We start from the raw sequence: 23,643 nt of genomic DNA, 5'->3' as shown, positions 1-23,643 counted from the left end.
CATTTCACAGCCTTAAACACCATCCAGATGACTCCCCTTCAGAGGCTGGAATGTAATTTCTCAGGCTTCTATCAAGGTGGTGCGGACTGTAATTCATTTACTAACGGAAGCAATCCCTCAGATCGTTCTTGCAGCCAACCGGGCTGGGGTTGCGCAGGCTGGCGACCGGCGAAGTGCAGGTGTTGCCGCCCGCCGGCAGGGTCGAGCTGGACCCCATGCCGTAGATGAAGCCGCGGCCGTAACGGCGGTCATCGTCACCCTGGGGCACGTTGTTCCACTGGAAGCCGAGCTCGGCGACCACGGTCAGGTTGTCGGCCTTGAGCACGTTGGGGAAGACGTTGACGCCGTTGACCTGGAACTGGGTTTTCTCGTAGCGATCCCACCCGGCGGTGAACGGCGAACTGGCGACCTTGACCTGCTGGATGAGGTCAGCCGCCGGGCCGATGCCGGCAAGCGCGCCATTGAGCAGATCGGCACCGTTGATCTGTACCGGCTGGTTGGGCGAGTAGCTCAACTCCGAGCCGATGGACCAGCCGGCCAGCGTGGTGGTGAAGCTCAAGCCGAACAGGCGAATGTCTTCAGGGTACTCCCAGCTGGGGCCGACGAATTGCCCCGCCGAGTTGTGCGCGATGGCGCCTGGAGTTCCTGCATTGGGGAATTCCGACAGGGCCGCCGAACCGGTGCTGCGAATGCCCAGGTAAGGCGTGCGCGAGTGGTAGTTGAGGTAGTACAGGCCGACCTCGCCATCCACCGCGTCGACCGGGAAGCGGAAGGCCACGCCCCACTGCCCGCTGTCGTGCGGGTCCTTGCCCTTGACCTCGGGCAGGTAGGCTCCGGTTTCGATCTTGGTCAGCGAGGAAGGATTGGTGCTACCCAGCAAAGTGCCAATCTGGCAGTCGCCGAAGTCCTGGCCGACGGCGCTCTCGGTGACCGCCCAATAATGACCGCAACCCTCGATGGCGGTGCTCTCGTACTTGAGCTGGTAGAAGGCCTCCATCGACACGCCGGCTGGCAGGCCGACGTTCATGTAGGCCATCCACACGGGAATCAGCGCTTCCTTGAGCTCGGTGCCCGGGCGACGCAGCGCCGGGACGTCCAGCGGGTTGATCTGGTTGAGCCCCTGGATGAATACGCTCTCGCCCCAGTTCACCACCTGGCGCCCGAGGCGCACCTGGACCGGCGTTTCGTCGAAGTAATAGGTGTTGTACAGGTAGGCATCGAGCAGGTAGACGCCGCTGAACTTCTGCAGGTCGGAATAGCCGTCGTCATTGAGCGGCTTCTTGCGATAACCGTTGGAGGCGCTGCCGAAGTTGACGTCTTCGTCCTTCAACGCCTCGTCGTACCAGCCTTTCACCCGGATCATGCCGCCCATGTCGCCATTGCGCAGCGACAGGTCGGTGACGAACTTGGCGATGGTGGAGAAACGGTCGCCCTTGTCGTAGTTCAGGTTGCCCGCATCCACCGAGCCACTGGTACCACCGGACTTGCCGCGCAGGGCGCCGTTGGCGGCGCTGTACAGGTCATTGTCCTGGCCCTCCGCGCGCCATTGGGAGCCAACCGACAACGTGGTGTTCCACTCCCCTTCCCAGCCGTTTTCCAGCTGGAATGGCAAGGCGTGCGCCGCACCGGCGGATGCCAGGAATACGGCCAGGGCCAGCGGTTTGAGGACGGAACGGACAGCGTGATTATTGTTATGCATGCAGGTCTCCGGCATCGCCCTTGCCGCGCCGGGCCTGGAGTGGCCCGCTGGGTGAGCGTTCTTGTTGGTTTGCCCAAGAATGCCCAGAGCCCCGCCAGAATCATTTGTCTGTTCCTGTCAGCCGTTTGTCATTTGACGTCAGCGGTCGAATAATCCTGTTGCCTGCGATAAAAACCCAAGAAGATGCCAGCGCACGCCATCCGTGGCTTTGCAGCCCGACCTCGGCGCCCGCTGAGCGGCTTTCGAACGCAGAGAACTACGCGACCATGACCGCCCTGATCAGAGTCACCTCGCTCACCGGATTTCCCGAACTGGTCACCGACCTGGGCGGTGATCCCGACTCGCTGCTGCGCCAGGTAAGGATCGAGCCGAAGTTGCTGGACAACGGCTCGGCGGTGATTCCCTACCGCGCCATGATCAATTTGCTCGAGCTGTGCGCCGAGCGTCTGGACTGCCCGGACTTCGGCCTGCGCCTGGCCGAACGGCAGAGCATCACCATCCTCGGGCCGCTCGCCGTGGTCGGGCAGAACGCGCGCAACGTCGGCGAGGCGCTGGCGGCGATCACCCGCTTCCTGCACACCTACAGCCCCGGCGTGCTGGTGTACCTGGACAGTGAAACGGACCCCGAGCGGCCCCACCTCATCTACGAACTGCGCCTGCGCCCGCTGCCAAGGCAGACACAGATCATCGAACTGTCCCTGGGCGTGATGTTCAAGACCCTGCAGATGCTCTACGGGCCGGGCTTCAAACCGCATGCGGTGTTGTCACGTACCGAGGCCCATCTTCCCCAGGCTCGTTACCAGCGTTTCTTCGGGGCGCGCGTGCACTTCGGCCAGGCCTGCACGGCACTGGTATTGCTGCCGGAGCAGCTGAGCAAGCCGATCGACCAGCACAACCGCCAGTTGCACGACACCATGGTGGAGTACATCAGCAGCCTGGGGGCGCACCAGCCGCTGGAGATTCATACGCAGGTAGAGGATGCGATCCGCCGCTTGCTGCCCACGCAACGTTGCGCCCTGCCGCTGATCGCCGAGCAACTCGGGATGCGCGAGCGCTCGCTGCAGCGCCGGCTGGCCGAAAGCGATCGGGTTTTCGAGGCGATGGTCGAGAGTGTCCGTCGCGAGCTGGCCGACCTCTACCTGAGCGAGGCGCAGATGCCCATGGCCCAGGTGGCCGGCCTGCTCGGCTATGCCGAGCAGAGCTCGTTCAACCGCGCCTGCCGGCGCTGGTACGGGACGCCTCCGCGGGAACGGCGCGCGCAATTGCGCGCCGGGGCGGCGGTACAGGGTCAGTCGTAGGTGATGATGATCTTCGCCTGCTGGTCCGGCTGGGCCAGCGCGCCGAAGGCATCGGCCACGCCATCCAGCTTCACCCGCGCGGTGATCATCGGCGCGCCGTCGAGCTTGCCATCGGCCAGCGCGTGAAGCGTCTGCGCAAACTCCTCGCCGGTGTAGCCGAAGGAGAAGTGCACGTTCATTTCCTTGCCGATGCCGATCAGCGGCTCGATGCGGTCGCTCTCCATGCACACGCCCACCACGATCAGTCGCGAGCGCGGCGGTGCGTTCTGGATCACCTGCTGGATCAGCCCCGGTACGCCAACGCACTCGAACACCACGCACGGCCTGGGTTGCGGACCGAGTCCGAGCAGCGCCATGGGGCCATTGATGTCGTAGCCGGCAGGTGCGGCCACTTCCAGCCACGACGCATAGGGCGATTGCTCGGCGGGGTTGACCACCACGTCCGCGCCCATCTTCTCCGCCAGCGCACGACGGCCGGCGCTGAAGTCCGCCGCCACCACCGGGCCAATGCCGCGTGACTTGAGGATGGCGATCATCGCCAGGCCGATGGGGCCACAACCGATGACCACCGGCACTTCGCTGCCGTCGAGCTGCGCGCGGTTCACCGCGTGGGCGGCGACGGTCAGCGGCTCGGTCAGCGCGGCAATGTCCGCCGGCAGGTCGCCGGGCACCGGCAGCAGCATCTGCTCGGCCAGCACCATCTGCTCGCCGTAGCCACCGGGGTAGCGGTTGGAGAAACCGATGTGATGGAACTGCTGCGGGGTGATCACGAACGGCAGCGAACAGACGCGGGTGCCGACCTTGAGCTTGCGCTCGCTGCCCGGTCCGTGGTCGAGAATCTCGGCGCAGTATTCGTGGCCGAACACCACATCCTGACGATCATCGAAGGCGATCGGGATGTTGCCGCGCTTGAAGTTGGCGAGCACGTGCTCGCAGTGGTGGAACATGTGCAGGTCCGAACCGCAGATACCGCAGGCCAGGGTCTTGACCAGCACCTCGCCCTGCCCCGGCTCGGGGTTGGCCAGCGAATCGACCTGCAGCTGCTTGTCGCGCATCACGACAGCTTTCATTGAGCGTCTCCATATCCAGGGGTTGGCCACCGCGATGGGCGGCGTGAACAATCAGCTCAGTTGGCCGACTTCGCGCAGCCAGGCTTCGGAGCGGCGCAGCCCTTCGTCCAGGCTGACCTTCGGCGCATAGCCGAGCATCTGTCGTGCCTTGGCAATGGAAATGCCGCCCGTGCGGGAAAACATGTACATGGCGTCCGGGGTGACTTCGTCGTGGCGCCCGAGCAGCCGATTGACGCCCCAGATGCCCCGGGTCAGCGCCGTCGCCAGGCCCAGTGGCAGGCTGCGCGGCGAGCCGGAGCGGCCCGCCCAGCGCCAGTGATGGCTGAAGAATTCCTTGCAGCTGACGTCCTCTGCCGCACTGATGTGGAAGACCTGGCCCTTGCCCTGGGCGAGGCCCGCCGCCAGCATCACGCCGTCCAGCAGGTCGTCGATGTAGACCGGCGTCCAGCGGCCGGAACCGCCGTTGGGCAGGATCAGTGCGCCGGCCCTGGCCATCTTCAGCGGCTCGCTGAGCCAGGCGCGCGAGCCGGGGCCGTAGACATCGCCCGGCCTGACGATGGTGCAGTCGATTTCCCTGGCAGCGTGGGCCGCCAGCACCAGGTGCTCGCTCGCGCCCTTGGCCACGCCGTAGCGGTATTGCTCGCCGATGACCACGTCGCAGCGCTCGTCGGCCTGCTCGGGGTACTGCCAGCCCAGCGCGGCAATGGATGAGAACTGCACGAAGCGCTTGGTTCCACTCTGGATGGCGACGTCCAGGCAGTTGCGCACGCCACGCACCGACACTTCGCGGTATTGCTTCCACGACGCGGCCAGCGACACCACCGCCGCCGTATTGATGAACAGCTCGCAGCCGCGGGCCTGTTCGGCCCACTGCTGCGGGCGTGTCAGGTCACCCGCGACAACCCCATTGGCGGGGTCGGCGCGCAGGTCCATGCCGCGCACTTCGGTGCCCAGCGCACGATACCGCTTGGCCAGCGCCTGGCCGATGAAGCCGCTGGCGCCGGTGATGAAGACCGAACGCGGCACTTCAGGGGTTTGCCCCTGTGCCCCGACCGGCATTGCAGGATGGCCCATCGAGCACGCTCCAGGAATGTTCGTGAAGGACGGGTGCACGGGCACCCGTCTACCGGATTCAGCCGACGCTGTAGCCTGCGTGGCCAGGGCGGATATAGCGCGCCGGGTCAAGGCCGCGCTCGGCCACCAGGCGATCGATGAGCTGCATGATGTCGGTGGCGTCCATGACATTCACGAAGTTGCCGTCCTGGTCGAAGTTGATGTTGGCGCCATGCACCACCATCACGGTGTCGGTCGGCTCGGTGTTGTCCGCCGGCACGCTGAAGGTGTGGATCGAGCCACCCGGCTCATAGAGGTAGCAGCCGGCGGTTTGCGGCTGGTCCGGGTATTCCACGTAGTTCCACTGGCCGCTCAGGGTGAACAGGTGCACCGGGCCGGTGTGGTAGTGGCAAGGCAGGCGCACGCCGGGCTGGAAGATCACCCGCAGGGTCCACACGCCCAGGTTCGGGTCCAGGTACAGCGGCTGTACGTCGACACCGGGGAAGTACGGCGCGAGGGCGTCCTTGTAGATCGGCAGTTCGCGGGTGTTGAGGGTGAGCAGTTCCTTGTGCTCGAAGACGGGAGTAGGCATTGGCATTGTTGTTCTCCTCAGGCAGGCAATTGACGGGGCGGCTTCTGCGCCCTGTCGCCATACTGCGGCGACGCCTTCCCGAAGAATTGTCACTTCACGTCAGGCACTTGGCATTTGCCGCCAGCGCAGAGCATGAAAGCCCGTGGCCAAGGCAGTGCCGGAGCTGCGCTCAGCCGGCAACCAGAGCGGGCATTGCCCTCCGCATTGTTGCCTGCTGCCGCGCGCCATTCTTGTCATTTGCCGCCGCCGATTTGCCCTTTCGTGCCAGCTGAAAATTCAGCCCCGCCAGCGCTGTTCAAGCATTTACTTCGCGCAACGGTCGGTGCTACCTGAATAGCGATCGATCCGAATCAACGGAAGCGCCCCGGCAACTTGCAAACCTGTGGCTAGACTCCACTGACCCGGTCTGATTTGCCGCCCATGGGCATTCCGTTCAGCCGGAAAATCCCCGTCGATCGCCCCACTGGTACTGAAGATTCCAGGCAATACAACAGGAGTGTCCATGAAACCGTTGATCTTCGCTGCGTCCCTGCTTTCCCTTGCGATCCCCGCCGCCTATGCCCAGATATCCGACAAACAGGCCGAAGACGCCTACCTCTACGGTTACTCCATCGACGAGGCGTACAAGTTCTTCTATGAGACAGCGGTCAAGACCCACACGCCGCTCAATCGCTTCCAGAACATCCGCCACCTGGCCGACGACACCTACACCGACCACCCGACCATCAACAACGACACGCTGCACCTGATGGGCTGGCTGGACGTTGCCGCGGAACCGGTGATCGTCAGCGTCCCGGACATGGACAAGGGCCGTTACTGGGTCCTGCACACCATGGACATGGGCCACTACACCGTGACCATGATCGGCTCGCGCACCCACGGCAACAAAGGCGGCCACTTCATGTTCGCCGCGCAGGACTGGAAAGGCGAAGTGCCGGGCAGCGTCGACGAGGTGATCCGCGTCGACTCCAACCTGGTCAAGCTGATGGGACGGATCATGGCCACCGGCCCGGAAGACACCAAGGTGGCGCTCAAGTACATGGACGACTGGAACGTGCGGACGCTCTCGGCGTACCTGGGCGAGCGCGGCCCCAAGGAAAAGCAGCGCACCTACCCGGACCCGGCGAAGACCAACTGGCTGCAGCGGGTCAACTTCGTGCTGTGCGATGGCAGCATGGGCAAGGCCGACCAGAAGTGGCTGAGCCAGTACAAGGCCGAAGGCCTGGAGCCCTGCAAGGAAAACTTCAGCCAGGAGCAACTGGCCGCCGCCAAGAAAGGTGAAGAGCTGGGCATGAAGCACATCAAGGAGCTCGGCCCGACCCTGACCAGTTCCGAGAAGTCGCTGGGCACCCGCGAACAACTGGGCGACGGCGCCCGTGATCTGTTCGCCGTGGGCACCTATCTCGGCCAGTGGGGGCTGCCGCCGGAAGAAAGCACCTACCTCCAGGCAGTGAAAGGCAGCGACGGCAAGCCGATCAACGGCGCCAACGGCAAGTCCTACCGCATGACCTTCAAGGCGCCGGACGTCAGCCAGTTCTGGTCGTTCACCGTCTACGGCACCGACAACCGCTTCATGGCGCACAACGAGCTCAACCGCCACAGCCGTGGCGACCGCACGCTGAAGCCGGACGCCGATGGCAACTACACCATCGAGCTGAGCGCCAAGGGCGACGCCAACGACCCGAACTTCCTGCCGATCCCCGAGAAGGATGCCTACATCATCATGCGCCTGTACGGCCCGAGCAAAGCGGTGCAGCAGGGCAGCTACAAATTCCCGGCCATCGAGGTCGTCAAACAGTGACGGCGCGTCCTGCCCCTCTCGCGGGGGCAGGACTTTCCCCTCCTCCGCGCCACCCGCCCCGCCAAACCTGACAATCCCGCGCACCCGCTGCGCAAAAGCACAAAGGCCCCTGCATCACCGGTTGTCGATGAGGCAGAGGCCTTCGTTGGCAGGTCCGGCTCCGCTTGCCGGACGCGGACTCGAAAGCGCGATCAGGACTTCTTCGGGCAGGTCCACACCGTCTCGATGATGTTGCGCTGCATGTACATGCCCTTCGGCGCGTACTCGCCCATCACCTTGGCGATGTCGCTGTCCTTGTCGACGCTGTTCACGCCGTGCTTGAAGTCCGGCGAGGTGAGCATGTTGCGCAGTTGTACGACGGCAACGTCGGGGTCCTTCACGCCGTCGCCATCATCGGCGATCGGCAGCCAGGCGATGCCGCATTCGGTGTGGGCGACGCGCGGGCGGTCCTTCTTCTTGCTGACCATGATGGTGTAGTAGCCCTTGGCATCCAGCGGCACCTTCTCGTCGAACACGCAGTCGTTGACGCGGGTGTTGGCGAAGCCCTGGTTGGAGCACATCGACCAGTAGCGCATCTCGCCGCTGCCCATGTGCTTGTCACCCTTGAAGGTGGTCGGGGTGGTCGGCGCCTTGCCGCGGATCACCAGTACGTCGCCGAAGCGAGTGTTGATGATGGTGCGGATGTACTGGTTGTCCAGGTTGGGGAAGAAGCCGCCTTCGCTGCGCCGGGCGTTGGGATCGATGTCACCGGTGTACATGCCGATCAGCGCCTTGCGGTCGAGCTGGATGTGCCACTCGGGGGTTTCCTGGGCCGGGTGCGTATCGGGCTTGCCGGGCTGGTTCAGCAGCGCCAGGTACTGCGACTTGGGAATGCCGATCGCCGCAACGTTCAGGCGCGGCGGCTGCTCGGCGTGCAGGGCCTGGCAGGCTTCCTGGCCTTCGAGCACGGTGCCGTCCTTGAGCGTCAGTACCGGCACGGGTACGTCCACGCCGCCGGTGGGGTGCAGCCCCTTGTCGGAAGCGTAGATGCGGTAGAGCACGATCTGCTGGCCGGCCTTGCTGGTGGGCGCATGCAGGCTGCGGCCGGCGCCGTCCTGTTCGAGCTTGCCGATGCTTTCTTCGCCGGCATCGCGGGACTGGTTAAGCACCGTCAGGCGGTAGTCGCGCTGCTTGCCGTCGCGCGCGGCACCGGCGACGAAGGGGTTGGTGCTGCCGGGCTGCGGCTTGATCAGGTAGTCGGCCACCGACTCGATGGGCACGCCCTTCTCGTCATAGCTGATGAAGGAGATGTAGCGCGAATGCGGGAACTGGCCCTTGATCTCCAGCTTGGCGCCTTCGGGCGTATTGAACATCGCCGCCCAGTACGCCGTGGCGGCGTCCGGGTAGGCGGCGTTGGCATAGGGGTCGCCGCTGACCGGGCCATGCTTGAAGAAGCAGTTGCGCGGCCCGGGCACGCCGATCTCATCCGCCGCGCTGGCCTGTCCGGCCACGCCCATCAGCCCGCTGGAGGCCAGCAGGACAGCGCTTATCAAAGCTTTCATACGCAGTTCCTTTCCATTGTTTCCGGGCGCACCCGGCCAGGCCGGGCGCCATCCGGCGCCCAGCGGTGAGGGTTGTGAGGGAGTGGACTCAGCGGCCCATGCGGCGCAGCGCGTTGGCGCTGAAGTCCATCAGGTGCGCGGGGGCGCTGAAGTTGTAGCCGGCTTCCTGGTTGCGCAGCCCGACCACACCGTAGCGGCGCGATTGCAGGTCGTAGGAAACCTCGCTGGGGGCGTAGGGCATGGCGACGTCATAGAACTGGATCGGATGGGCTTCCTGTACGCGCCACAGTTCACCACGGCCGTCATACAGGTCGGCGGCGACGATGGCCCAGCTGTCCTCGTCGAGGTAGTAGGTGCGCTTGGCATAGATGTGCCGCTCGCCGGCCTTCAGCTTCGCCTCGACCACCCAGACGCGGTGACGCTCGTAACGCAGCAGGTCCTGGTTGAGGTGCCCCGGACGCACGATGTCGGCGTACTTGAGCGCGTGGTCCTGCAGCTTGTAGGTGTTGTACGGGATGAGCATTTCGCGCTTGCCGACCAGGGTCCAGTCGTAACGGTCGGGCGCGCCGTTGTACATGTCGAGCATGTCGGTGGTGCGCAGGCCGTCGAAGTTCTGCTGCGGGTTGTCATAGGCGATTTCCGGCGCGCGCAGCACGCGGCGCTGGCCGGGGTTGTAGGTCCAGGCCAGACGGCGTTCCTTGACCTGGTCCAGCGGCTCGTGCACCAGGTTGGCCGAGCCGGCCACGCTTTCCGGCGCAGTCAGGTAGGTGATGTAGTACAGCAGGCGATTGGGCTCGGCATCGGACACCGCGCTCGCTGGGGCCAGCTTCTGCCGGCGAATCAGCGGCGTGAAGCTGCCGTTGGCCTGCACGGCGAACTCCGCGTAGCTGGTTTCCCAGCCGTTGCCGCGGTAGCGCGCCAGGTGGTTCCACAGCGCTTCCAGGCCATTCTTCGGGATCGGGAACGGCACGCTGGCGCCGCTGTAGCCTTGCAGGCCGTTGCCGTTGGCGAGCAACTCCACTGCCTGGCTCTGCTGGCGAGTAGCCGCGTAGGCGGCGTCGGGCAGCGCCGCGCTCCGGTGGGTCGGATAGACCGGCAGCTTGTAGTCGCTGAAGGTCGTGAGCATCGCCTTCTGCCCCGGCGACAGCAGCTCGGCGTACTGCGCCATGTTGGCGGCGCTGACGGTGAACAGCGGCGCTTCGCTGGCATAAGGGTCGGCGTAGTTGCCGCCGGCCTTGAAGCCTGCCGGAGCCTGGGTCAGGCCGCCGGTCCAGGCGGGGATGCTGCCGTCGGCATTGCCGGCTTTCTCGGCGCCGGTGGGTGTCAGGTCGGTGCCCAGGTGCGCCACCTGGCCGGCATCGAGCTTGGCAAAGGCCACGGGGCTGGCGAGCAGCGACGCTACCGCCAGGGCTATCAGGGTTCGGGTCATGTCGGAATCTCCGGCTTAGAAGCCCATGCTCAGGCTCAGGGAAATGAAATCGGTGTCGGCACCGAGGAAGTACGGCGAGCCACCGGCGGCGTTGTAGGAGAGCTCGGCGCTGTAGCGCGACAGGTAGTCGGCCTTCACGCCCAGCGCGCCCTGCACGCGTTTTTCGATGATCGAGCCGTCCCACGACCAGCCGTCCACGTCGTAGCCCAGCGCCAGGTAGGGCGAGAGGTTGACGCCGGCGAAGGCGTCCGCGTAGTTGAGCTGGGTGCGGGTGCGAATGCCCCAGGCGGTGGAGGTGACGAAGCCCTTGTCGGTGCAGCCCTTCTTCGCCGCCGAGGGGTTGCTCGCCGAGGTGCAGCTGCCGTCGAGCAGGGAGAAGCCGTACATCTCGGTGCGGCCGTAGCGGCGTTGGTCGCTGTCGGGCAGGCCGTTGGCCCAGCGCCAGGCGACCTCGCCGGTGAACGCCAGGTTCTCCGCGCCCAGCACGTTGCCGAAGGTCTTCAGCGTACCCAGCGAGGCGGCGCCGACGTTGAAGCGGTCATAACCCGCATTGCTGCCACCGGCCGGCGTGGCAAGGAAATCGTCGTTGAGCAGGAACGCCGGGTTGCCCGCCAGCGGGCCGCCATAGGACGCCAGGAGATCGCCCGAATGCAGTTGCAGCGGCTGGTTCGGGCGGAAGCTGACTTCGCCGAACACCGACCAGCCAGCCAGGTTGCTGTTGAAACTGGCACCGATGACGTGGATGTCCTCGGGATAGCTCAGCTGGTACTGCGCATTGTTCACCAGGTCCGTCGGGCTGAAGCTGGCGCCGCTGGCGCGGTTGGCCTTGATCGCACCGATCAGCGGCGTGCGGCTGTGGATGTTCAGGTAGTAACCGGCCACCTCCGTGCCCAGTTCATCGATGAAGTAACGTGCCGCGACACCGAACTGGCCGTCGTCGCGCGGGTCCTTGTCGCCCGCGCGGCGCAGGTACGCGCCATTCTCCAGGCGCGTGCCATCGTCGAAGCCGGCCAGCGCCGCGCCATTGGGCGCCATCACCGCGTTGCAGCCCTCGGAGATGTAGTCGACCGCGGCGAAGTAGGTGCCGCAACCTTCGAGCACCGACTTGCGCCACTGCAGCTGGTAGAAGGCTTCCAGGCTCAGGTTGCTGGTCAGGCTGAGGTTGCCGTAGAGCATCGGCACCGGGACCAGCGCCTCCTTGACCTCGGAGCCCGGCCGGCGCAGGGCGGCGGCATCCACCGGGTTGATGCTGTTGATGCCGTTGAGGAAGAACAGCGATTCGCCCCAGTTCACCGACTGGTTGCCACCGCGTACCTGCAGGGCGCTGTCGCCGAGCTGGAAATCACCGTAGGCATAGGCGTCGAGCAACTCCACGCCCTGGAACTTGGCGAGGTCGTCGTAATGGCTGTCGTCCAGCCGCCCGCCGTGGTCGTAGCCATTGGCGGAGCTGCCCCAGGGCACCTCATCGTGGTTCAGGCGGTAGTCGTACCAGGCCTTGGCGCGGGTGAAGAGGCCGTAGTTCTGCCACTTCAGGTCCATCTCGCCGATGAAGCTCAGCGGCGTGGAGATCAGCGTGCCGCTGTCGCGGTAGTTGAGGCGGCGGTCGTCGTTGTTGCGGCCGACGCCGTTGGGGTCGAACGACTGGCCGATGGCCTGGGCGTTCTGCGGGTAGATCATGGACTTGTTGGCATCCTCGGCGCTCCACAGGGCGCCGAGGGAGAGCTTGCCGTTCGCGCGTCCCTGGATATCGCCCAGCTGGAACTCGGCCGCCAGCACCGGGCTGCCGATGAGGGCGATCAACAGTGCGAGGCGGTGCGGACGGAACGCAGGGACGCGCCGACGATGAGCGATGCGGTTCATGCAAGGAGACCTTTCTTGTTTTAGTGTTGGTGGAGCCCGCGCAACGGGTCACCGCACCATTGTCAGACTCTCCTTCTCCCCTGCCCTGACCTTGCGATTCAAAAGACTGACTCTGGAAAGCAGGGCCACCAGCGCCGGCAGCAACAGCAGCGCGCCGAGCATGTTCCAGAGGAACAACAGCGTCAGCAGCAGGCCCATGTCGGCCTGGAAGCGGATGCTGGAGAACACCCAGGTGGCGACGCCCAGTGCCAGGGTGAAGCCGGTGAAGGCCACTGCCGTGCCGGTGCTGCGCAGGGTTTCAAAGTAAGCCTGTTCCAGCGGCAGGCCGCGCTTGAGGAAGGCGTCCAGGCGGCTGTACAGGTAGATGCCATAATCCACGCCAATGCCCACCCCGAGCGCGATCACCGGCAATGTGGCGACCTTCACGCCCATGCCCATGCGCGCCATCAGCGCCTCGCAGAGAATCGCCGAGAGGTACAGCGGCAGCACCAGGCTGAGCGTCACCCGCAGCGAGCGGAACTCCCACCAGACCATCAGCGCGACGATGCCCAGCACCAGCGCCAGCATCCGGTGGTTGGCCACCTCGATGACCTGGTTGGTCGCTGCCTCGACGCCCGCGTTGCCGCCGGCGATCAGCAGCTCGTGTTCGGGCAGCTGATACTCCGCGTTGAACGCCTCGATGGCCTTCACCAGCCCGGCCAGGGTCGTGGCCTTGTGGTCGGCGAGGAACACGCTGATCGGCACGCTGCTGCAATCGGAGCTGGCGAATTCGCTGGAAACGCTGGAACGGGCGGCGTTCATCACGAAGCGATCGCGCGACAGCTCATCCCACTTCGGATTGGCCTCGTTGCGCGCGAGGATCGCCTGGCGCATGCGCTGGTACAGCGAATCGGTGCGGGTCACGCCCGGCACCTGGCGCAGGCGCTGCTCCAGCAGGCTGGCGAGATCCGCCGCCGCAAAGCGCGCACATTGCTCGGCCGGGGTATGCAGCAGCACCACCAGCACATCGGTGCTGGTGCTGTAGTGCTGCAGCAGGTAGGCGTTGTCCAGGTTGTAGCGCGCAGTGGCGCGGAACTCCGGCGCGCCACGGTCCAGGTCGCCGATCTGCAGGTCGCGCGCCAGGTACATCGAGCCTGCCAGCAGGCCGGCGCTGACCAGCACGCAGAGCAGCGCCGGGCGCGGCCGGACCACGCGACTGACCAGGCGCCACAACGGGCGCGGCGAGGCATCGCGCAGACGTTGCCGGGCCAGCCCGCGCGGGCTGACGCCGACATACGACATCAACACCGGCAACAGCAGCATCTTGGTCAGCAGGGCCACCGCCACACCGAGGCTGGCGGAGAGCGCCAGCTGGCGGATCACGCCGATGTCGATGATCAGCAGGGTGGCGAAGCCGATGCCGTCGGCGATCAGCGCCATCGAGCCGGGAATGAACAGGATGCTGAAGTTCTTCCGCGCCGCCTCCAGGCGCGTGGCGCCAGTGGCCATTTCGCTGGCCATCAGGTTGATGTTCTGCACCGCGTGACTGGTGGCGATGGAGAAGATCAGGAACGGCACCAGGATCGAGTAAGGGTCCAGGCCCACGCCCAGCAGGCGCAACAGGCCCAGTTGCCAGACCACCGTGAGCAGGCAGGTGGCGATGGTCACCAGGGTGCTGCGCCAGCAACGGCAGTACAGGTAGATCAACACGCTGATCAGCGCCAGGGTGGCGCAGAACAGCAGGAGGATGACCCCCGCCCCGCTGATCAGGTCGCCGATGATCTGGGCAAAGCCGACCACCCGAATATGGCTGTCCGCACCATCGAAGTGCTCGCGCACCTTGGCTTCCAGGGCATGGCTGAAGCTGGCGTAATCCAGTTGCTGGCCGGTCTGCGGATCAACCTCCAGCAACGGCACGAGAATGATCGCCGAGCGCTCGTCGTTGGCCACCAGCGAACCGACCAGGCCGGCACGCGCGACGTTGCTGCGCACCTGTTCCAGCGAGGCGGCAGCGCCGTCATAACCATCCGGGATGATCCGTCCGGCGCGCAGGCCATCGCTGGTGACTTCCTGCCAGAACACGTTGGGCGTCCACAGCGATTTCAGGTTGCCGCGGTCGACGCCGGGCAGGTAGAAGATCGCGTCGTTGACTTCCCGCAGGCGCTCCATGAAGCCCTTCTCGAACACCGATCCCCTGGGGTTCTCGACGATCACCCGGAGCAGGTTGCTCTGCGGCCGGAGCATGTCCTCGAAGCGCAGGTAGTTGAGGATGAACGGATGCTTGAGCGGGATCATCTTGCTGAAGCTGGCGTCCGGGCGAATCTGCACGGCTTGCCAGGCAAGCAGCAGACTGGCCAGCAGGAACACCAGCAGGACCAGCGGGCGACGGGAAAACAGCACGCGTTCGAGGGTGCCGATGAAGCGGCGCTCGTGGTGGGATACCGGCATGTTCATTGGAAGCGCTCCAGCAGTTCCTGGCGTTTGAGCTGCAGCAGGCCCTGGCGTCCGGCCAGTTCGATGCTGCCGTCGGCGAGCTGAGCGGCCGCCATCCAGCCGCGCTGCTGCGGGTCGCGCCAGAGGCGGAAGGTCTGCAGATCGTCGCTGTAGAGCAGGCTGCCACCCTGGCCGACCAGCAGGACCCCGCCATGGTCCAGGCGCGTCCCGCCGAACAGGCTGGCCTTGGCCGGTACCGGCAGCTTCTGCCAGGTAACACCGGCGTCCTGCGAGCGTGCGACGAAGCCGCCAAAGCCAACTGCCAGCACATCGCCCGGCGCGGTCAGCGGAATCAGTCGATACAGCGAGGCATTGCCCAGCTGGCGCAGCGCGTCCCAGTTCTGCCCGGCATCGTCGGAGCGATACAGGCGCCCTCCCTCACCGGCAACCAGCAGCACACCCGGCGCGGTTTCCAGCACGCTGTTCAGATGCAGCCGCTCAGGGTTCGGCAGGTTGTCCAGCAGACGCCAGCGGGCACCGCCATCGTCGGTTTCGAGCATCACGCCGTAGGCGCCGACAACCCAGCTGCGGCGCTCATCACGACTCCACAGGTCGAGCAGTGGACGGGCAGGTCCGGCGTCCTGGCTGGCCTGGGCGTCGTCGGCATAGAACTGCGCATCATCCAGTCGCAGGCGCAGTTGACTGTCATCCGGCGCGGCATCGCTGGCGGCCTGGGCCGCCTGCAGCGCGCGCTGCGCGGAGTCCTGCAGCAGCTGGTTGATCTGCCGACCATCGAGCACGCGCTGCCACGGCTTGCCCGGCAGCTGGCGCAGGACCAGACCATCGTGCCCGGTCGCCCAGAGCGCCTGGCCAGGCTGGCCGCGCACAGCGGTCAGCAGCACGCTGGAAGGGCTGCCCTGCTGCTGCCAGTTGCCGCGCCCATCGCCTTGCAGGATCAGGCCATCGCGACCGACCGCGACCAAGCCTGCGGGCAGGCTCAGCAGGTCGTTGAAAGACTGCTGCGCAGCCTTGGGTTGATCAGGTGCCGGACGCTCCAGGCGATCGACCGGCGGCTGGGCCGCAAGCGCGCCAGCGCTGGCCAGCAGCAGCGCGGAAAACAGGATGGACAGGTGCATGGGGGAAGCCTCATGGCGGACCGGGCATTGGCCGCCTCCTGCCCCAGCATGGCGCTCGCCGTGACGGCGAACCTGTCCAAACCGTTCAAATCACTGTCCGTGGGAGTCAGCCGCCGGCATCAGCAGGTGGCTCATGCCCTGCTGATAGATGCTGCGCATCCACGCCACCAGTTGCTCGATATCGGCGTCCGGCTGGTGGATCACCATCCAGCGCAGCACGCCGATCATCTGGCCGCTGATGCTGCTGCAGATCACCTCCAGCGGAATCGCCGGGGTGATGTTCTGCGCGGCGCAACGCTGGCGATGCAGCGCCAGGGAAGTCTCGTAGAAACGCGAGTAGAAGCGCTCGAGGGGGATCGGCCCGGCGCCGCCAGTGAGCAGCAGGCGGAACAGCGCTGTCTGTTCGCGCGCCTTTCCCAGCACGGCCTGCACGACCCGGCCGGTGAACGGAGCATCCTGCGCCTGCCCCTGCCAGTCGATGCTGGACTGGATCTCGTCGAGGAGGCGCTCCACCTCCCAGGCCAGCAGGGCGTCCATGTCGGTGAAGTGGCTATAGAAGGTGGCCCGTGCCACGCGGGCACGCTCCAGAACGAGGTTCACCGCGGGTGGATAGGCCTGCCCCTCGCCGATCAGGTCGAACAGGGCATTGGCCAGTTTCTGGCGGCTACGCAGGACTCTCGGATCAGGCATGGCATTCGATCGGCTGGTGATTGACGCCCCGATCATACCTCGCATAGGATTCTGAACAAAAGTACGGAAAGTACAATTATCCGCCCCAATTCCTCCCGTCAGGTGCCCCCTCATGACCGTGCCCAGTGCGTCCGCCCAATGGTTCCAAGGCATGCTGCCAGCGCTCGCACGGCGCGGCGTCGACGTGGAGGACCTGCTGGCCCGCAGTGGTATTGCCGCGGAACTGCTGTGCGACAGCAACGCCAGCATTGCTCACATCCAGATCGCCCGCTTCTGGACGCTCGCCTGCGAAGTCACCGGCGATCCCCTGCTGGCCCTGCGCGCCAGCCAGGACTTCCGTCCCGGCTGCATGAACCAGGTCGGTTACCTGATGCTCGCCGCGCCGACGCTCGCCGACGCACTGGCTCATCTCATGCGCTACCAGCAGTTGCTGAGTGACGTTTCCGACTGTGAGCTCACGCTCGACGCGGAGGGTGGCACGCTGCGCCTGGAGGTGATCCCGCAGCTGCATGCCATTCCCCAGGCGATCAACGACATGATGCTGGGCGCCACCATGGTGTTCTGCCGCTGGGTGCTCGGCCCCGGGTTCCGCCCGCGCCAGCTGTGCCTGCGCCGGCCGCAACCGGCGCCGTCGGACCTTGAACTGTACCGGCGCGTATTCGATTGCCCGATCCGCTTCGACAGCCCGATGGACTGCCTGAAGCTGTCGCCGCGCAACCTCCACGCGCCGCTGCCATCGGCCAACCCCCAGGTCTTCGAGATGCACCGCCAGCATCTGGAGGAGCGCCTGAAGCGACGCCGCCAGCAGTCGATCTCGTTGCAGGTCGGTGATGTGCTGCAACAGTTGCTGCCGGAAGGCGAGCCATCCCGCGAACGCGTCGCCGGCCTGCTCAACCTCAGCCCCAGCACCCTGCATCGCCGCTTGCTCGCCGAAGGCACCTCGTACAAGACCCTGCTCGATCAGCGCCGCGCCGTCCTGGCCAAGGGCTACGTCACCCAGAGTGCCCGCCCGCTGCTGGATATCGCCTTCCAGTTGGGCTTCTCCGACCCGAGCAACTTCTTCCGTTCGTTCAAGCGCTGGTATGGCGTATCACCCGGACGCTACCGCAAGCAGGCCGGCAACCGGACGGCTGAACGTCACCCGGCAGCCAGCAGCATCAGCGCCGGGCATACCGGCAGCTAGCCGGCTCGCGGAATCGGCGACGGTCGCCGGGCCGAGATGAATACCCTGTGCTATACGGATTTCACCCTCCCGATGGATCTCGAAGGTCGCAGTCTCAATTCGTATTGGGCGGTCACTTCACCAACAAATGAGGTTCTACATGCGCATCCTCAGAGACGTCCTGCTGGGTCTCGGCCTGGGCATCGCGGCGCTGGGCTCGGCCCAGGCGGCGGAAAAGCCCAATATCGTGGTGATCATGGTCGATGACATGGCGCCCATGGATGTATCGGCCTACAACCGCGGCCTGGGAGCCGTCACCACACCCAATATCGATCGCATCGCCAAGGAAGGCGTGATGATCTCCGACTACTACGCCGAGCCCAGCTGCACGGCCGGGCGCGCCGCGTTCATCACCGGCCAGTACCCGATCCGTACCGGGCTCACCGCCGTCGGCCAGCCAGGGGCGAAAGTCGGCCTGCAGAGCAGCGACGTAACCCTGGCTCAGTTGCTCAAGGCCGAAGGCTACGCCACCGGCATGTTCGGCAAGTCCCACGTTGGCGACCGCAACGAGTACCTGCCGACCGTCCACGGCTTCGACGAGTTCTACGGCTTCCTCTATCACCTCAACGTGATGGAGATCGCCGAGATGACCAACTTCCCGAAAGACCCGAACTTCCCCGGCATCCCGCGCAACATGATCCACGCCGTGGCCACCAGCACCGACGATGCCACCGAGGAGCCGCGCTGGGGCCGCGTGGGCAAGCAGAAGATCACCGACGAAGGGCCGCTCACCATCGAGCGCATGAAGACCATCGACGACACCTTCACCGCTATGTCGATCGACTGGGTGAAGAAACAGAAGGCGGCCAACAAGCCGTTCTTCCTCTGGTTCAACCCCTCGCGCATGCACCAGAAGATTCACGTCAGCGACCAGTGGCTGGGCAAGAGCGGGCACACCGAATACGCCGACGCGGTGCTGCAGCTCGACTCGCTGGTGGGCAAGCTGCTGGATACCCTCGACCAGGAAGGCCTGAGCAAGAACACCATCGTCCTGTTCACCTCCGACAACGGCGTCAACCTCTCGCACTGGCCGGATTCCGGCGCCGCGTCATTCCGCGGCGAGAAAGGCCTCACCTGGGATGGCGGCTTCCGCGTGCCGATGCTTGCGCGCTGGCCCGAGCACATCAAGCCCGACACCTGGACCGGCGAGTTCATGGCTTCCGAGGACTGGCTGCCGACCCTGATGGCCGCCGCCGGCAAGCCGGACGTGAAGCAGCAACTGCTGAGCGGCCTCGATGTCGGCGGCAAGACTTTCAAGAATCACCTCGACGGCTACAACCAGCTCGACATGCTGACCCAGCCCGATGGCAAGTCCAAGCGGCATGAATTCTTCTACTTCGCGGAAACCAGCATGAACGCCGTCCGCGTCGACCAGTGGAAGATCCACACCGCAGTCAAGGACAAGTGGATGGAGGATGCCCGGAAGATTCCCGGCGGCCTGGTCATCGACATCAAGCTCGACCCCTACGAGCGCTCCCCAGAAGCCGGCGATCACTTCCGCTGGCAGCAGCAGCGCAGCTGGATCATCCCGATCCTCGCGCCGTACATCCAGGCATTCGAGAAGAGCATGAAGGACTTCCCGCCGTCGCAGAAAGGCGCGGGAGGCATCGGCATGGCATCGATGGAGAACTGATCTCCGCCCCTCGGCGGCCCGGTGTCACTGCCGGGCCGCGTCCTATCGAACACGACACGTGGCTCAGGCCTCTGGCGGCCTGAGCGCTCGGCGGTAGTGCACTAACCAGGCCTCGAACGGCAGGCACTCAAGGACCCAGGCAATGACCTATCTGAAAAAGATCCTGATCTGCAGCGCCTTGTTGAATGCGGGTACGGCTTACGCCGGCATTCCCGTGACACCTGAAAACTATGCCCGTGCTGAGGTGGATGAGTCCTACAAGCACATCGTGGCCGATGTGGGTTCCAATGCCTTTCGCCATGACCGTGCACTCATCCCCCTGGACAAGCAGCCGGCAGTCACCATGAACCGCGATACGGTGTACTCATTCGGAGTGTTCTACGCCCCGAAAGGCACGACGATCACCTTGCCCAGGTCGGCGGACAATCGCTACCAGTCGGCCATGATCATGCAGAACGACGACTACACCGACCAGGTGTTCTATGCACCGGGAACATTCGAGATCAAGTCGAAAACGGAATTCGTCGGAGTAGTCATGCGGACGCAGATCAACCCAAGCGATCCCGACGACACGAGGAACGTCAAAGTCATTCAGGATGGCGTCAAGGTGAATTGGCCCAAAGGCGTGAAACCCGAGGAATACAAGATCGTCGACTGGGATCAGGCGAGCCTCAAGTCGCTCCGCGCGCAGTACCAGAAAGAAGCAGCCAAACTCCCGAACTTCAATGACACCTCGGGGCCACGCGGCGTCATCAAGCCTGAGATGCTCCGCTTGAGTGCATCGGTTGCATTGGGGCTGCTGCCAGCCAAGGATGCCGTGTACATCTACCGTGACTACGGGCTGAGTGGCGAGCAATGCTATGAGGCTACCTATACCAGGCCCGACTTCCTCGAGGGCGGCTTCTTCTCCCTCACCATGTACGGGGCCGACAAGTACCTCAAGAGCGAGAATTCCAACCTCAATAATCGCGCGATCAACTTCAACAAGGACGGCACCTTCACCGTTCGCTACGGACCCAAGGAAAAGTGCGGCGACTCGGCCAACTGGCTACCCACCCCAGGTGACAATTGGTATCTCGGAATGCGGATCTATCGCCCCGGCAAGACGGTTATCAGCGGCCAATACCTGCCGCCCACACCCAAGCCCGTCCAGTGACCGGAAAATTCCCCTGCATCCCGACGGCTGCAGGGGAATACACCCGACAAGCTACTCGCTGGCCGCCTTGCAATCACTCGCCCCACGGCGCTCGCAGAACCGATAGCGAACCTGCTCGGCCCAATAGCGTTCGGCCTCGGACACATCGCTCCAGGAGTCGTAGGTGCCGCTCTCGAACAGGCCGATGATGGGTTTGCGCGCACCCACGCGGCGATCGATCATCGCGGCAACCACTTCGCCCGACGCCGAATCCGTCACCTTCCCTTCCACCGTCACCTGCCCGGCGAAAGGCGGCTTGCCCTGGGTATGGGTCATGGTCTGCATGGCGGTCAGCTTGGCGCCCGGAAGGCCGAGCGGAATCGGCACATAGGAAATCGCCTTGGCCGAGGTGTCGGCCTCTTCCGCATCAACGATCGCGACGGACACCTGCAGGGTGTCCGGGCCTGCCTGGTCGACCATCTGGTAGTCCTTGCCCAGTTGCTCATGCAACTGATCGTAGAGCCCCTGGGCGATCACCGTGTTCTGTTCCTTCGGCGTACTGTGCAGCTTGGAGTCGGGACCGCCATAGAGCTTCACCGGGTCCAGGTAGATTTTCCTGTAGCGCGAGAAATCCGCCGCTGCGGCGAATTTCGGGTTGCGGTACAGCAGCAGGGATTCGCCGTCCTTGCCTGGTTTCATCAGCGGGTAGACGTCCGGCATGAAGCCCGAACCATGCACATCCGAGCCCAGCGGCGTGCTTCTTCCGGGCTGAGCTGTCGAAGCGCAGCCGGAGAGAATGACCAGCGCGCTGCAAAGAAACAGTGAACTGAAATGAGTCGCCATGCAGGAAGAGTCTCCTCGATTTGCAGATGATCTCCAGGGCCGATCCGTGGGAAGTCCGGCCCTGAGAGCCCCGTCGACGCGTGAAGCCAGGTGAGTGTAGACGGGGAGTTGGGGAGATTCTGGCTGCCGAAGATATCCGCTGATGCCTGGGAGACTCGCCGCGGCTTACGCACCCCGGTCAACTTCGCGCGGCAGAATCCACCAGGCATCTGAACGGCACGCTTGCGAGTGCCGGCGTACACATCGCGGCGCGGAAACACTGCGCGCAAAGGCCCGGAACAAGCGGCGACATTCGCCTCCTCTCCAGCTCAGCGCCCCTCCAGCATCACTTCGCTTTCCCGGACCCTCCGCCATTCCTCCGTGCTGCAGCGGCGCTTGGCGATGAGGAAGTAAGCCAGGCCCGACACTGCCAGGCCGACCACGAAGGTGATGTCCGCGCCGCCGAGTGCCTGCGCTCCCGGCCCGACGTAGAAGCTCAGGGACATGAACGGAACCATGGCGAGAATCCCCAGGAAGTAGGCGCTGAGCCCGTTCCCTGACCACTTCCCGTAGATGCCGTCGGGATTGAATATCTCGCTGATCGCGTAATGGCCGCGACGGACGCAATAGAAATCGACCAGATTGACGGCGGTCCAGGGGATCAGTGCGTAGAGCATCATCATGATGAAGGTGTTGAAGGTGGCCATGTACCTGTCCGGAATCGCCAGGCTGATGGCCAGGGCAATCAGTGCGGCCAGCGCGATCCCCAGCACACGGCTCTTCAGGGTGGGAGCGATGCTGCGGAACGCATCCAGCGCGGTGATGCTGGTGAGCATCGCACCGTAGAAGTTGACCGCCATGATGCCGAGGATGGCCGGCACGGAGACAAGCACGGCAAAGGTTCCGAAGCCCGGCATCAGTCGGTTGCCGATCTCGCGCAGGCTGCCAATGGCGCTGGGCTCCGGCAGCGCCGAAGCGATCAGCGCCCCCAGGGACATCATCCATACGGCGGAGATCAGCGCCCCCAGGTAGGTCCAGGTGATGATCCTGCGTGCCGGCGTGTCGTGCGGCAGGTAACGCGAGTAGTCCGAGACATAGACCGAGTAGCTGATCTGGTAACCCGCGGCGGCGCCCAGCTGGACGAGGAACGCGTCCAGGGAAAAGCCGGCGCCCTTCACGGCGGCATCGGGGGTGAGATAGATCACCGCGGCGACGGACAGGAGTGCGTAGACGGTGACGATCAGGTAGGTCAACCAGCGCTGGAAGCGGTGCAGCAGATCATGCCCGAAGATGGCGATCACCGCGGCTGCCAGGGTCCAGACGAAGTACCAGGGCTCGCGCGGCCCGGCGACAACGGTCTGCACCGCATCGGTCGCAAGGATGGCATTGAACACGTTGAACCCCGTGTAGCAGAAGTACACGGCGAGCAACGGCAGGACGACTCCGCGCACACCGAACTGGGCACGCGACTGGATCATCTGAGGCAACCCCATGGTCGGCCCCTGGTTGGCGTGGAAGGCCATGAACAGGGTTCCGAAGGCAACGCCCAGGAGGATCGCCAGCACCGAATAGAATGCCCCGAGGGACAGCGAAGGGCCGATGAATCCGATCATCAGCGTCATGATCACGAAGTTGCCGGCGAACCAGAACGGCCCCTGGTGCCAGACCTTTCCATGGCGCTCGTTGCGCGGCACATAGTCGATTGAACGGACTTCGATGACGGGACGCATGGCCCCGCCTGGCTGATTGTCGCTCATGGCATGAATTACCTGATTCTTGTAGTTGTAAGGGCACGACGGCAACGCAGGAGACCGCTGTGCGGCACGCAAGTGGCTGGCCTGTTTCCGACTCGACTGGGCAGCCGGGTCGGCGAAGCGAAGCGTCGCAAGGGCACGGATCGTGACGGCAGCAGAAGCGTCGAGACGGGGCAGCCTTGATTGAATTGCAACCTGCCACCGCCGAGCTGGCGCCACGCGGATTCCGACCCGGGCGAACTCAGTTTGCCCCTGGGGTCGCGGGGTGAAAAATCAGTGCGCCCAAACAATTACTTCAGAGATTCGCAAACCAGGCGAGCGCTTCTATCCGTGGCCATTCAGGCCGGACGAATGAGCGCAACCACATGATTTAAAAAGGCTTTAATCTGAAAAACACCTGCAGAGCGGGCGTCATTGGCAGCATCGATGACGTCGTGCTCGGTCCTCGCGGCTACCGTAACGAGCCTGGAATGCCAGCTTTTCTAAAACCGCGAAC

17 protein-coding genes are annotated in these 23,643 nt (G+C 64.7%); 5 read left to right on the top strand and 12 right to left on the bottom strand.

What is annotated here, in order from left to right; all coding sequences use genetic code 11:
* Positions 1-100: 100 nt before the first annotated feature.
* The gene (locus L6D89_RS04175; RefSeq protein WP_236198852.1) at positions 101-1,699 is read right to left on the bottom strand and encodes a DUF1302 domain-containing protein; all 1,599 of its coding nucleotides are present in this window, start codon (positions 1,697-1,699) and stop codon (positions 101-103) included.
* Between the two features lie 266 nt (positions 1,700-1,965).
* Between L6D89_RS04175 and L6D89_RS04170 the strand changes: the two genes are divergently transcribed.
* On the top strand, positions 1,966-2,997 hold the full coding sequence (locus tag L6D89_RS04170; protein WP_236198851.1) for an AraC family transcriptional regulator: 1,032 nt from the start codon (positions 1,966-1,968) through the stop codon (positions 2,995-2,997).
* Here the strand turns inward: L6D89_RS04170 and L6D89_RS04165 are convergent.
* The 3 genes from L6D89_RS04165 to L6D89_RS04155 are packed head-to-tail and all read right to left on the bottom strand — an operon-like array spanning position 2,988 to position 5,718.
* Positions 2,988-4,067 (bottom strand): zinc-binding dehydrogenase, encoded by a 1,080-nt coding sequence (locus L6D89_RS04165; protein WP_236198850.1) that lies wholly within the window; start codon positions 4,065-4,067, stop codon positions 2,988-2,990. The genes L6D89_RS04170 and L6D89_RS04165 overlap by 10 nt on opposite strands.
* Positions 4,068-4,118: 51 nt before the next feature.
* The gene (locus tag L6D89_RS04160; protein ID WP_236170580.1) at positions 4,119-5,141 is read right to left on the bottom strand and encodes an NAD-dependent epimerase/dehydratase family protein; all 1,023 of its coding nucleotides are present in this window, start codon (positions 5,139-5,141) and stop codon (positions 4,119-4,121) included.
* Positions 5,142-5,199: 58 nt separating this feature from the next.
* Positions 5,200-5,718, bottom strand: coding sequence for a 2,4'-dihydroxyacetophenone dioxygenase family protein (locus L6D89_RS04155; RefSeq protein ID WP_236198849.1), 519 nt, complete (start codon positions 5,716-5,718; stop codon positions 5,200-5,202).
* Between the two features lie 496 nt (positions 5,719-6,214).
* Between L6D89_RS04155 and L6D89_RS04150 the strand changes: the two genes are divergently transcribed.
* The gene (locus L6D89_RS04150) at positions 6,215-7,513 is read left to right on the top strand and encodes a DUF1254 domain-containing protein (protein ID WP_236198848.1); all 1,299 of its coding nucleotides are present in this window, start codon (positions 6,215-6,217) and stop codon (positions 7,511-7,513) included.
* Between the two features lie 191 nt (positions 7,514-7,704).
* Here L6D89_RS04150 and L6D89_RS04145 read toward each other — a convergent pair whose 3' ends face one another.
* The 6 genes from L6D89_RS04145 to L6D89_RS04120 all read right to left on the bottom strand — a co-directional run bounded on the left by L6D89_RS04145 (position 7,705) and on the right by L6D89_RS04120 (position 16,581).
* Positions 7,705-9,054 (bottom strand): hypothetical protein, encoded by a 1,350-nt coding sequence (locus L6D89_RS04145; protein WP_236198847.1) that lies wholly within the window; start codon positions 9,052-9,054, stop codon positions 7,705-7,707.
* A gap of 88 nt (positions 9,055-9,142) precedes the next feature.
* Complete coding sequence (locus L6D89_RS04140; RefSeq protein ID WP_236198846.1) at positions 9,143-10,483, bottom strand: DUF1329 domain-containing protein; 1,341 nt, start codon at positions 10,481-10,483, stop codon at positions 9,143-9,145.
* A 15-nt stretch (positions 10,484-10,498) separates the two neighbouring features.
* Positions 10,499-12,343, bottom strand: a complete 1,845-nt coding sequence (locus L6D89_RS04135) for a DUF1302 domain-containing protein (RefSeq protein ID WP_236198845.1) — start codon at positions 12,341-12,343, stop codon at positions 10,499-10,501.
* A gap of 48 nt (positions 12,344-12,391) precedes the next feature.
* The gene (locus L6D89_RS04130) at positions 12,392-14,776 is read right to left on the bottom strand and encodes an efflux RND transporter permease subunit (RefSeq protein WP_236198844.1); all 2,385 of its coding nucleotides are present in this window, start codon (positions 14,774-14,776) and stop codon (positions 12,392-12,394) included.
* Positions 14,773-15,891, bottom strand: coding sequence for a WD40/YVTN/BNR-like repeat-containing protein (locus L6D89_RS04125; protein ID WP_236198843.1), 1,119 nt, complete (start codon positions 15,889-15,891; stop codon positions 14,773-14,775). Before L6D89_RS04125 ends, L6D89_RS04130 begins: the two co-directional genes overlap by 4 nt.
* A 90-nt stretch (positions 15,892-15,981) precedes the next feature.
* Complete coding sequence (locus tag L6D89_RS04120; RefSeq protein WP_236198842.1) at positions 15,982-16,581, bottom strand: TetR/AcrR family transcriptional regulator; 600 nt, start codon at positions 16,579-16,581, stop codon at positions 15,982-15,984.
* 112 nt (positions 16,582-16,693) lie between these two features.
* On the opposite strand from L6D89_RS04120, the gene L6D89_RS04115 reads away from it, so the two are divergent.
* The 3 genes from L6D89_RS04115 to L6D89_RS04105 all read left to right on the top strand — a co-directional run bounded on the left by L6D89_RS04115 (position 16,694) and on the right by L6D89_RS04105 (position 20,592).
* Positions 16,694-17,764: an AraC family transcriptional regulator gene (locus L6D89_RS04115; protein ID WP_236198841.1), complete on the top strand. Its 1,071-nt coding sequence runs from the start codon at positions 16,694-16,696 to the stop codon at positions 17,762-17,764.
* 139 nt (positions 17,765-17,903) lie between these two features.
* Positions 17,904-19,436, top strand: a complete 1,533-nt coding sequence (locus tag L6D89_RS04110; protein ID WP_236198840.1) for an arylsulfatase — start codon at positions 17,904-17,906, stop codon at positions 19,434-19,436.
* 142 nt (positions 19,437-19,578) lie between these two features.
* Entirely contained in the window at positions 19,579-20,592 is a 1,014-nt protein-coding gene (locus tag L6D89_RS04105; protein WP_236198839.1) for a DUF1214 domain-containing protein, read from the top strand.
* 51 nt (positions 20,593-20,643) lie between these two features.
* On the opposite strand, the gene L6D89_RS04100 is transcribed toward L6D89_RS04105, so the two are convergent.
* Together L6D89_RS04100 and L6D89_RS04095 are read right to left on the bottom strand one after the other, a co-directional pair.
* On the bottom strand, positions 20,644-21,414 hold the full coding sequence (locus tag L6D89_RS04100; protein ID WP_236198838.1) for a DUF3313 domain-containing protein: 771 nt from the start codon (positions 21,412-21,414) through the stop codon (positions 20,644-20,646).
* Positions 21,415-21,722: 308 nt separating this feature from the next.
* Complete coding sequence (locus tag L6D89_RS04095; protein WP_236198837.1) at positions 21,723-23,150, bottom strand: purine-cytosine permease family protein; 1,428 nt, start codon at positions 23,148-23,150, stop codon at positions 21,723-21,725.
* Positions 23,151-23,643: the final 493 nt, after the last annotated feature.

The organism is Pseudomonas pseudonitroreducens (assembly GCF_021603645.1).
GTDB lineage: Bacteria > Pseudomonadota > Gammaproteobacteria > Pseudomonadales > Pseudomonadaceae > Pseudomonas > Pseudomonas pseudonitroreducens.
The sequence above is the reverse complement of the archived record's forward strand: the minus strand, read 5'-3'. Positions and strand labels throughout refer to the sequence as shown.

What these genes read in the sequence shown, in the direction of transcription:
- L6D89_RS04175 (WP_236198852.1), bottom strand. Translation starts at nt 1,699, where the DNA reads ATGCATAACAATAATCACGCTGTCCGTTCCGTCCTCAAACCGCTGGCC.
- L6D89_RS04170 (WP_236198851.1), top strand. Translation starts at nt 1,966, where the DNA reads ATGACCGCCCTGATCAGAGTCACCTCGCTCACCGGATTTCCCGAACTG.
- L6D89_RS04165 (WP_236198850.1), bottom strand. Translation starts at nt 4,067, where the DNA reads ATGAAAGCTGTCGTGATGCGCGACAAGCAGCTGCAGGTCGATTCGCTG.
- L6D89_RS04160 (WP_236170580.1), bottom strand. Translation starts at nt 5,141, where the DNA reads ATGGGCCATCCTGCAATGCCGGTCGGGGCACAGGGGCAAACCCCTGAA.
- L6D89_RS04155 (WP_236198849.1), bottom strand. Translation starts at nt 5,718, where the DNA reads ATGCCAATGCCTACTCCCGTCTTCGAGCACAAGGAACTGCTCACCCTC.
- L6D89_RS04150 (WP_236198848.1), top strand. Translation starts at nt 6,215, where the DNA reads ATGAAACCGTTGATCTTCGCTGCGTCCCTGCTTTCCCTTGCGATCCCC.
- L6D89_RS04145 (WP_236198847.1), bottom strand. Translation starts at nt 9,054, where the DNA reads ATGAAAGCTTTGATAAGCGCTGTCCTGCTGGCCTCCAGCGGGCTGATG.
- L6D89_RS04140 (WP_236198846.1), bottom strand. Translation starts at nt 10,483, where the DNA reads ATGACCCGAACCCTGATAGCCCTGGCGGTAGCGTCGCTGCTCGCCAGC.
- L6D89_RS04135 (WP_236198845.1), bottom strand. Translation starts at nt 12,343, where the DNA reads ATGAACCGCATCGCTCATCGTCGGCGCGTCCCTGCGTTCCGTCCGCAC.
- L6D89_RS04130 (WP_236198844.1), bottom strand. Translation starts at nt 14,776, where the DNA reads ATGAACATGCCGGTATCCCACCACGAGCGCCGCTTCATCGGCACCCTC.
- L6D89_RS04125 (WP_236198843.1), bottom strand. Translation starts at nt 15,891, where the DNA reads ATGCACCTGTCCATCCTGTTTTCCGCGCTGCTGCTGGCCAGCGCTGGC.
- L6D89_RS04120 (WP_236198842.1), bottom strand. Translation starts at nt 16,581, where the DNA reads ATGCCTGATCCGAGAGTCCTGCGTAGCCGCCAGAAACTGGCCAATGCC.
- L6D89_RS04115 (WP_236198841.1), top strand. Translation starts at nt 16,694, where the DNA reads ATGACCGTGCCCAGTGCGTCCGCCCAATGGTTCCAAGGCATGCTGCCA.
- L6D89_RS04110 (WP_236198840.1), top strand. Translation starts at nt 17,904, where the DNA reads ATGCGCATCCTCAGAGACGTCCTGCTGGGTCTCGGCCTGGGCATCGCG.
- L6D89_RS04105 (WP_236198839.1), top strand. Translation starts at nt 19,579, where the DNA reads ATGACCTATCTGAAAAAGATCCTGATCTGCAGCGCCTTGTTGAATGCG.
- L6D89_RS04100 (WP_236198838.1), bottom strand. Translation starts at nt 21,414, where the DNA reads ATGGCGACTCATTTCAGTTCACTGTTTCTTTGCAGCGCGCTGGTCATT.
- L6D89_RS04095 (WP_236198837.1), bottom strand. Translation starts at nt 23,150, where the DNA reads ATGAGCGACAATCAGCCAGGCGGGGCCATGCGTCCCGTCATCGAAGTC.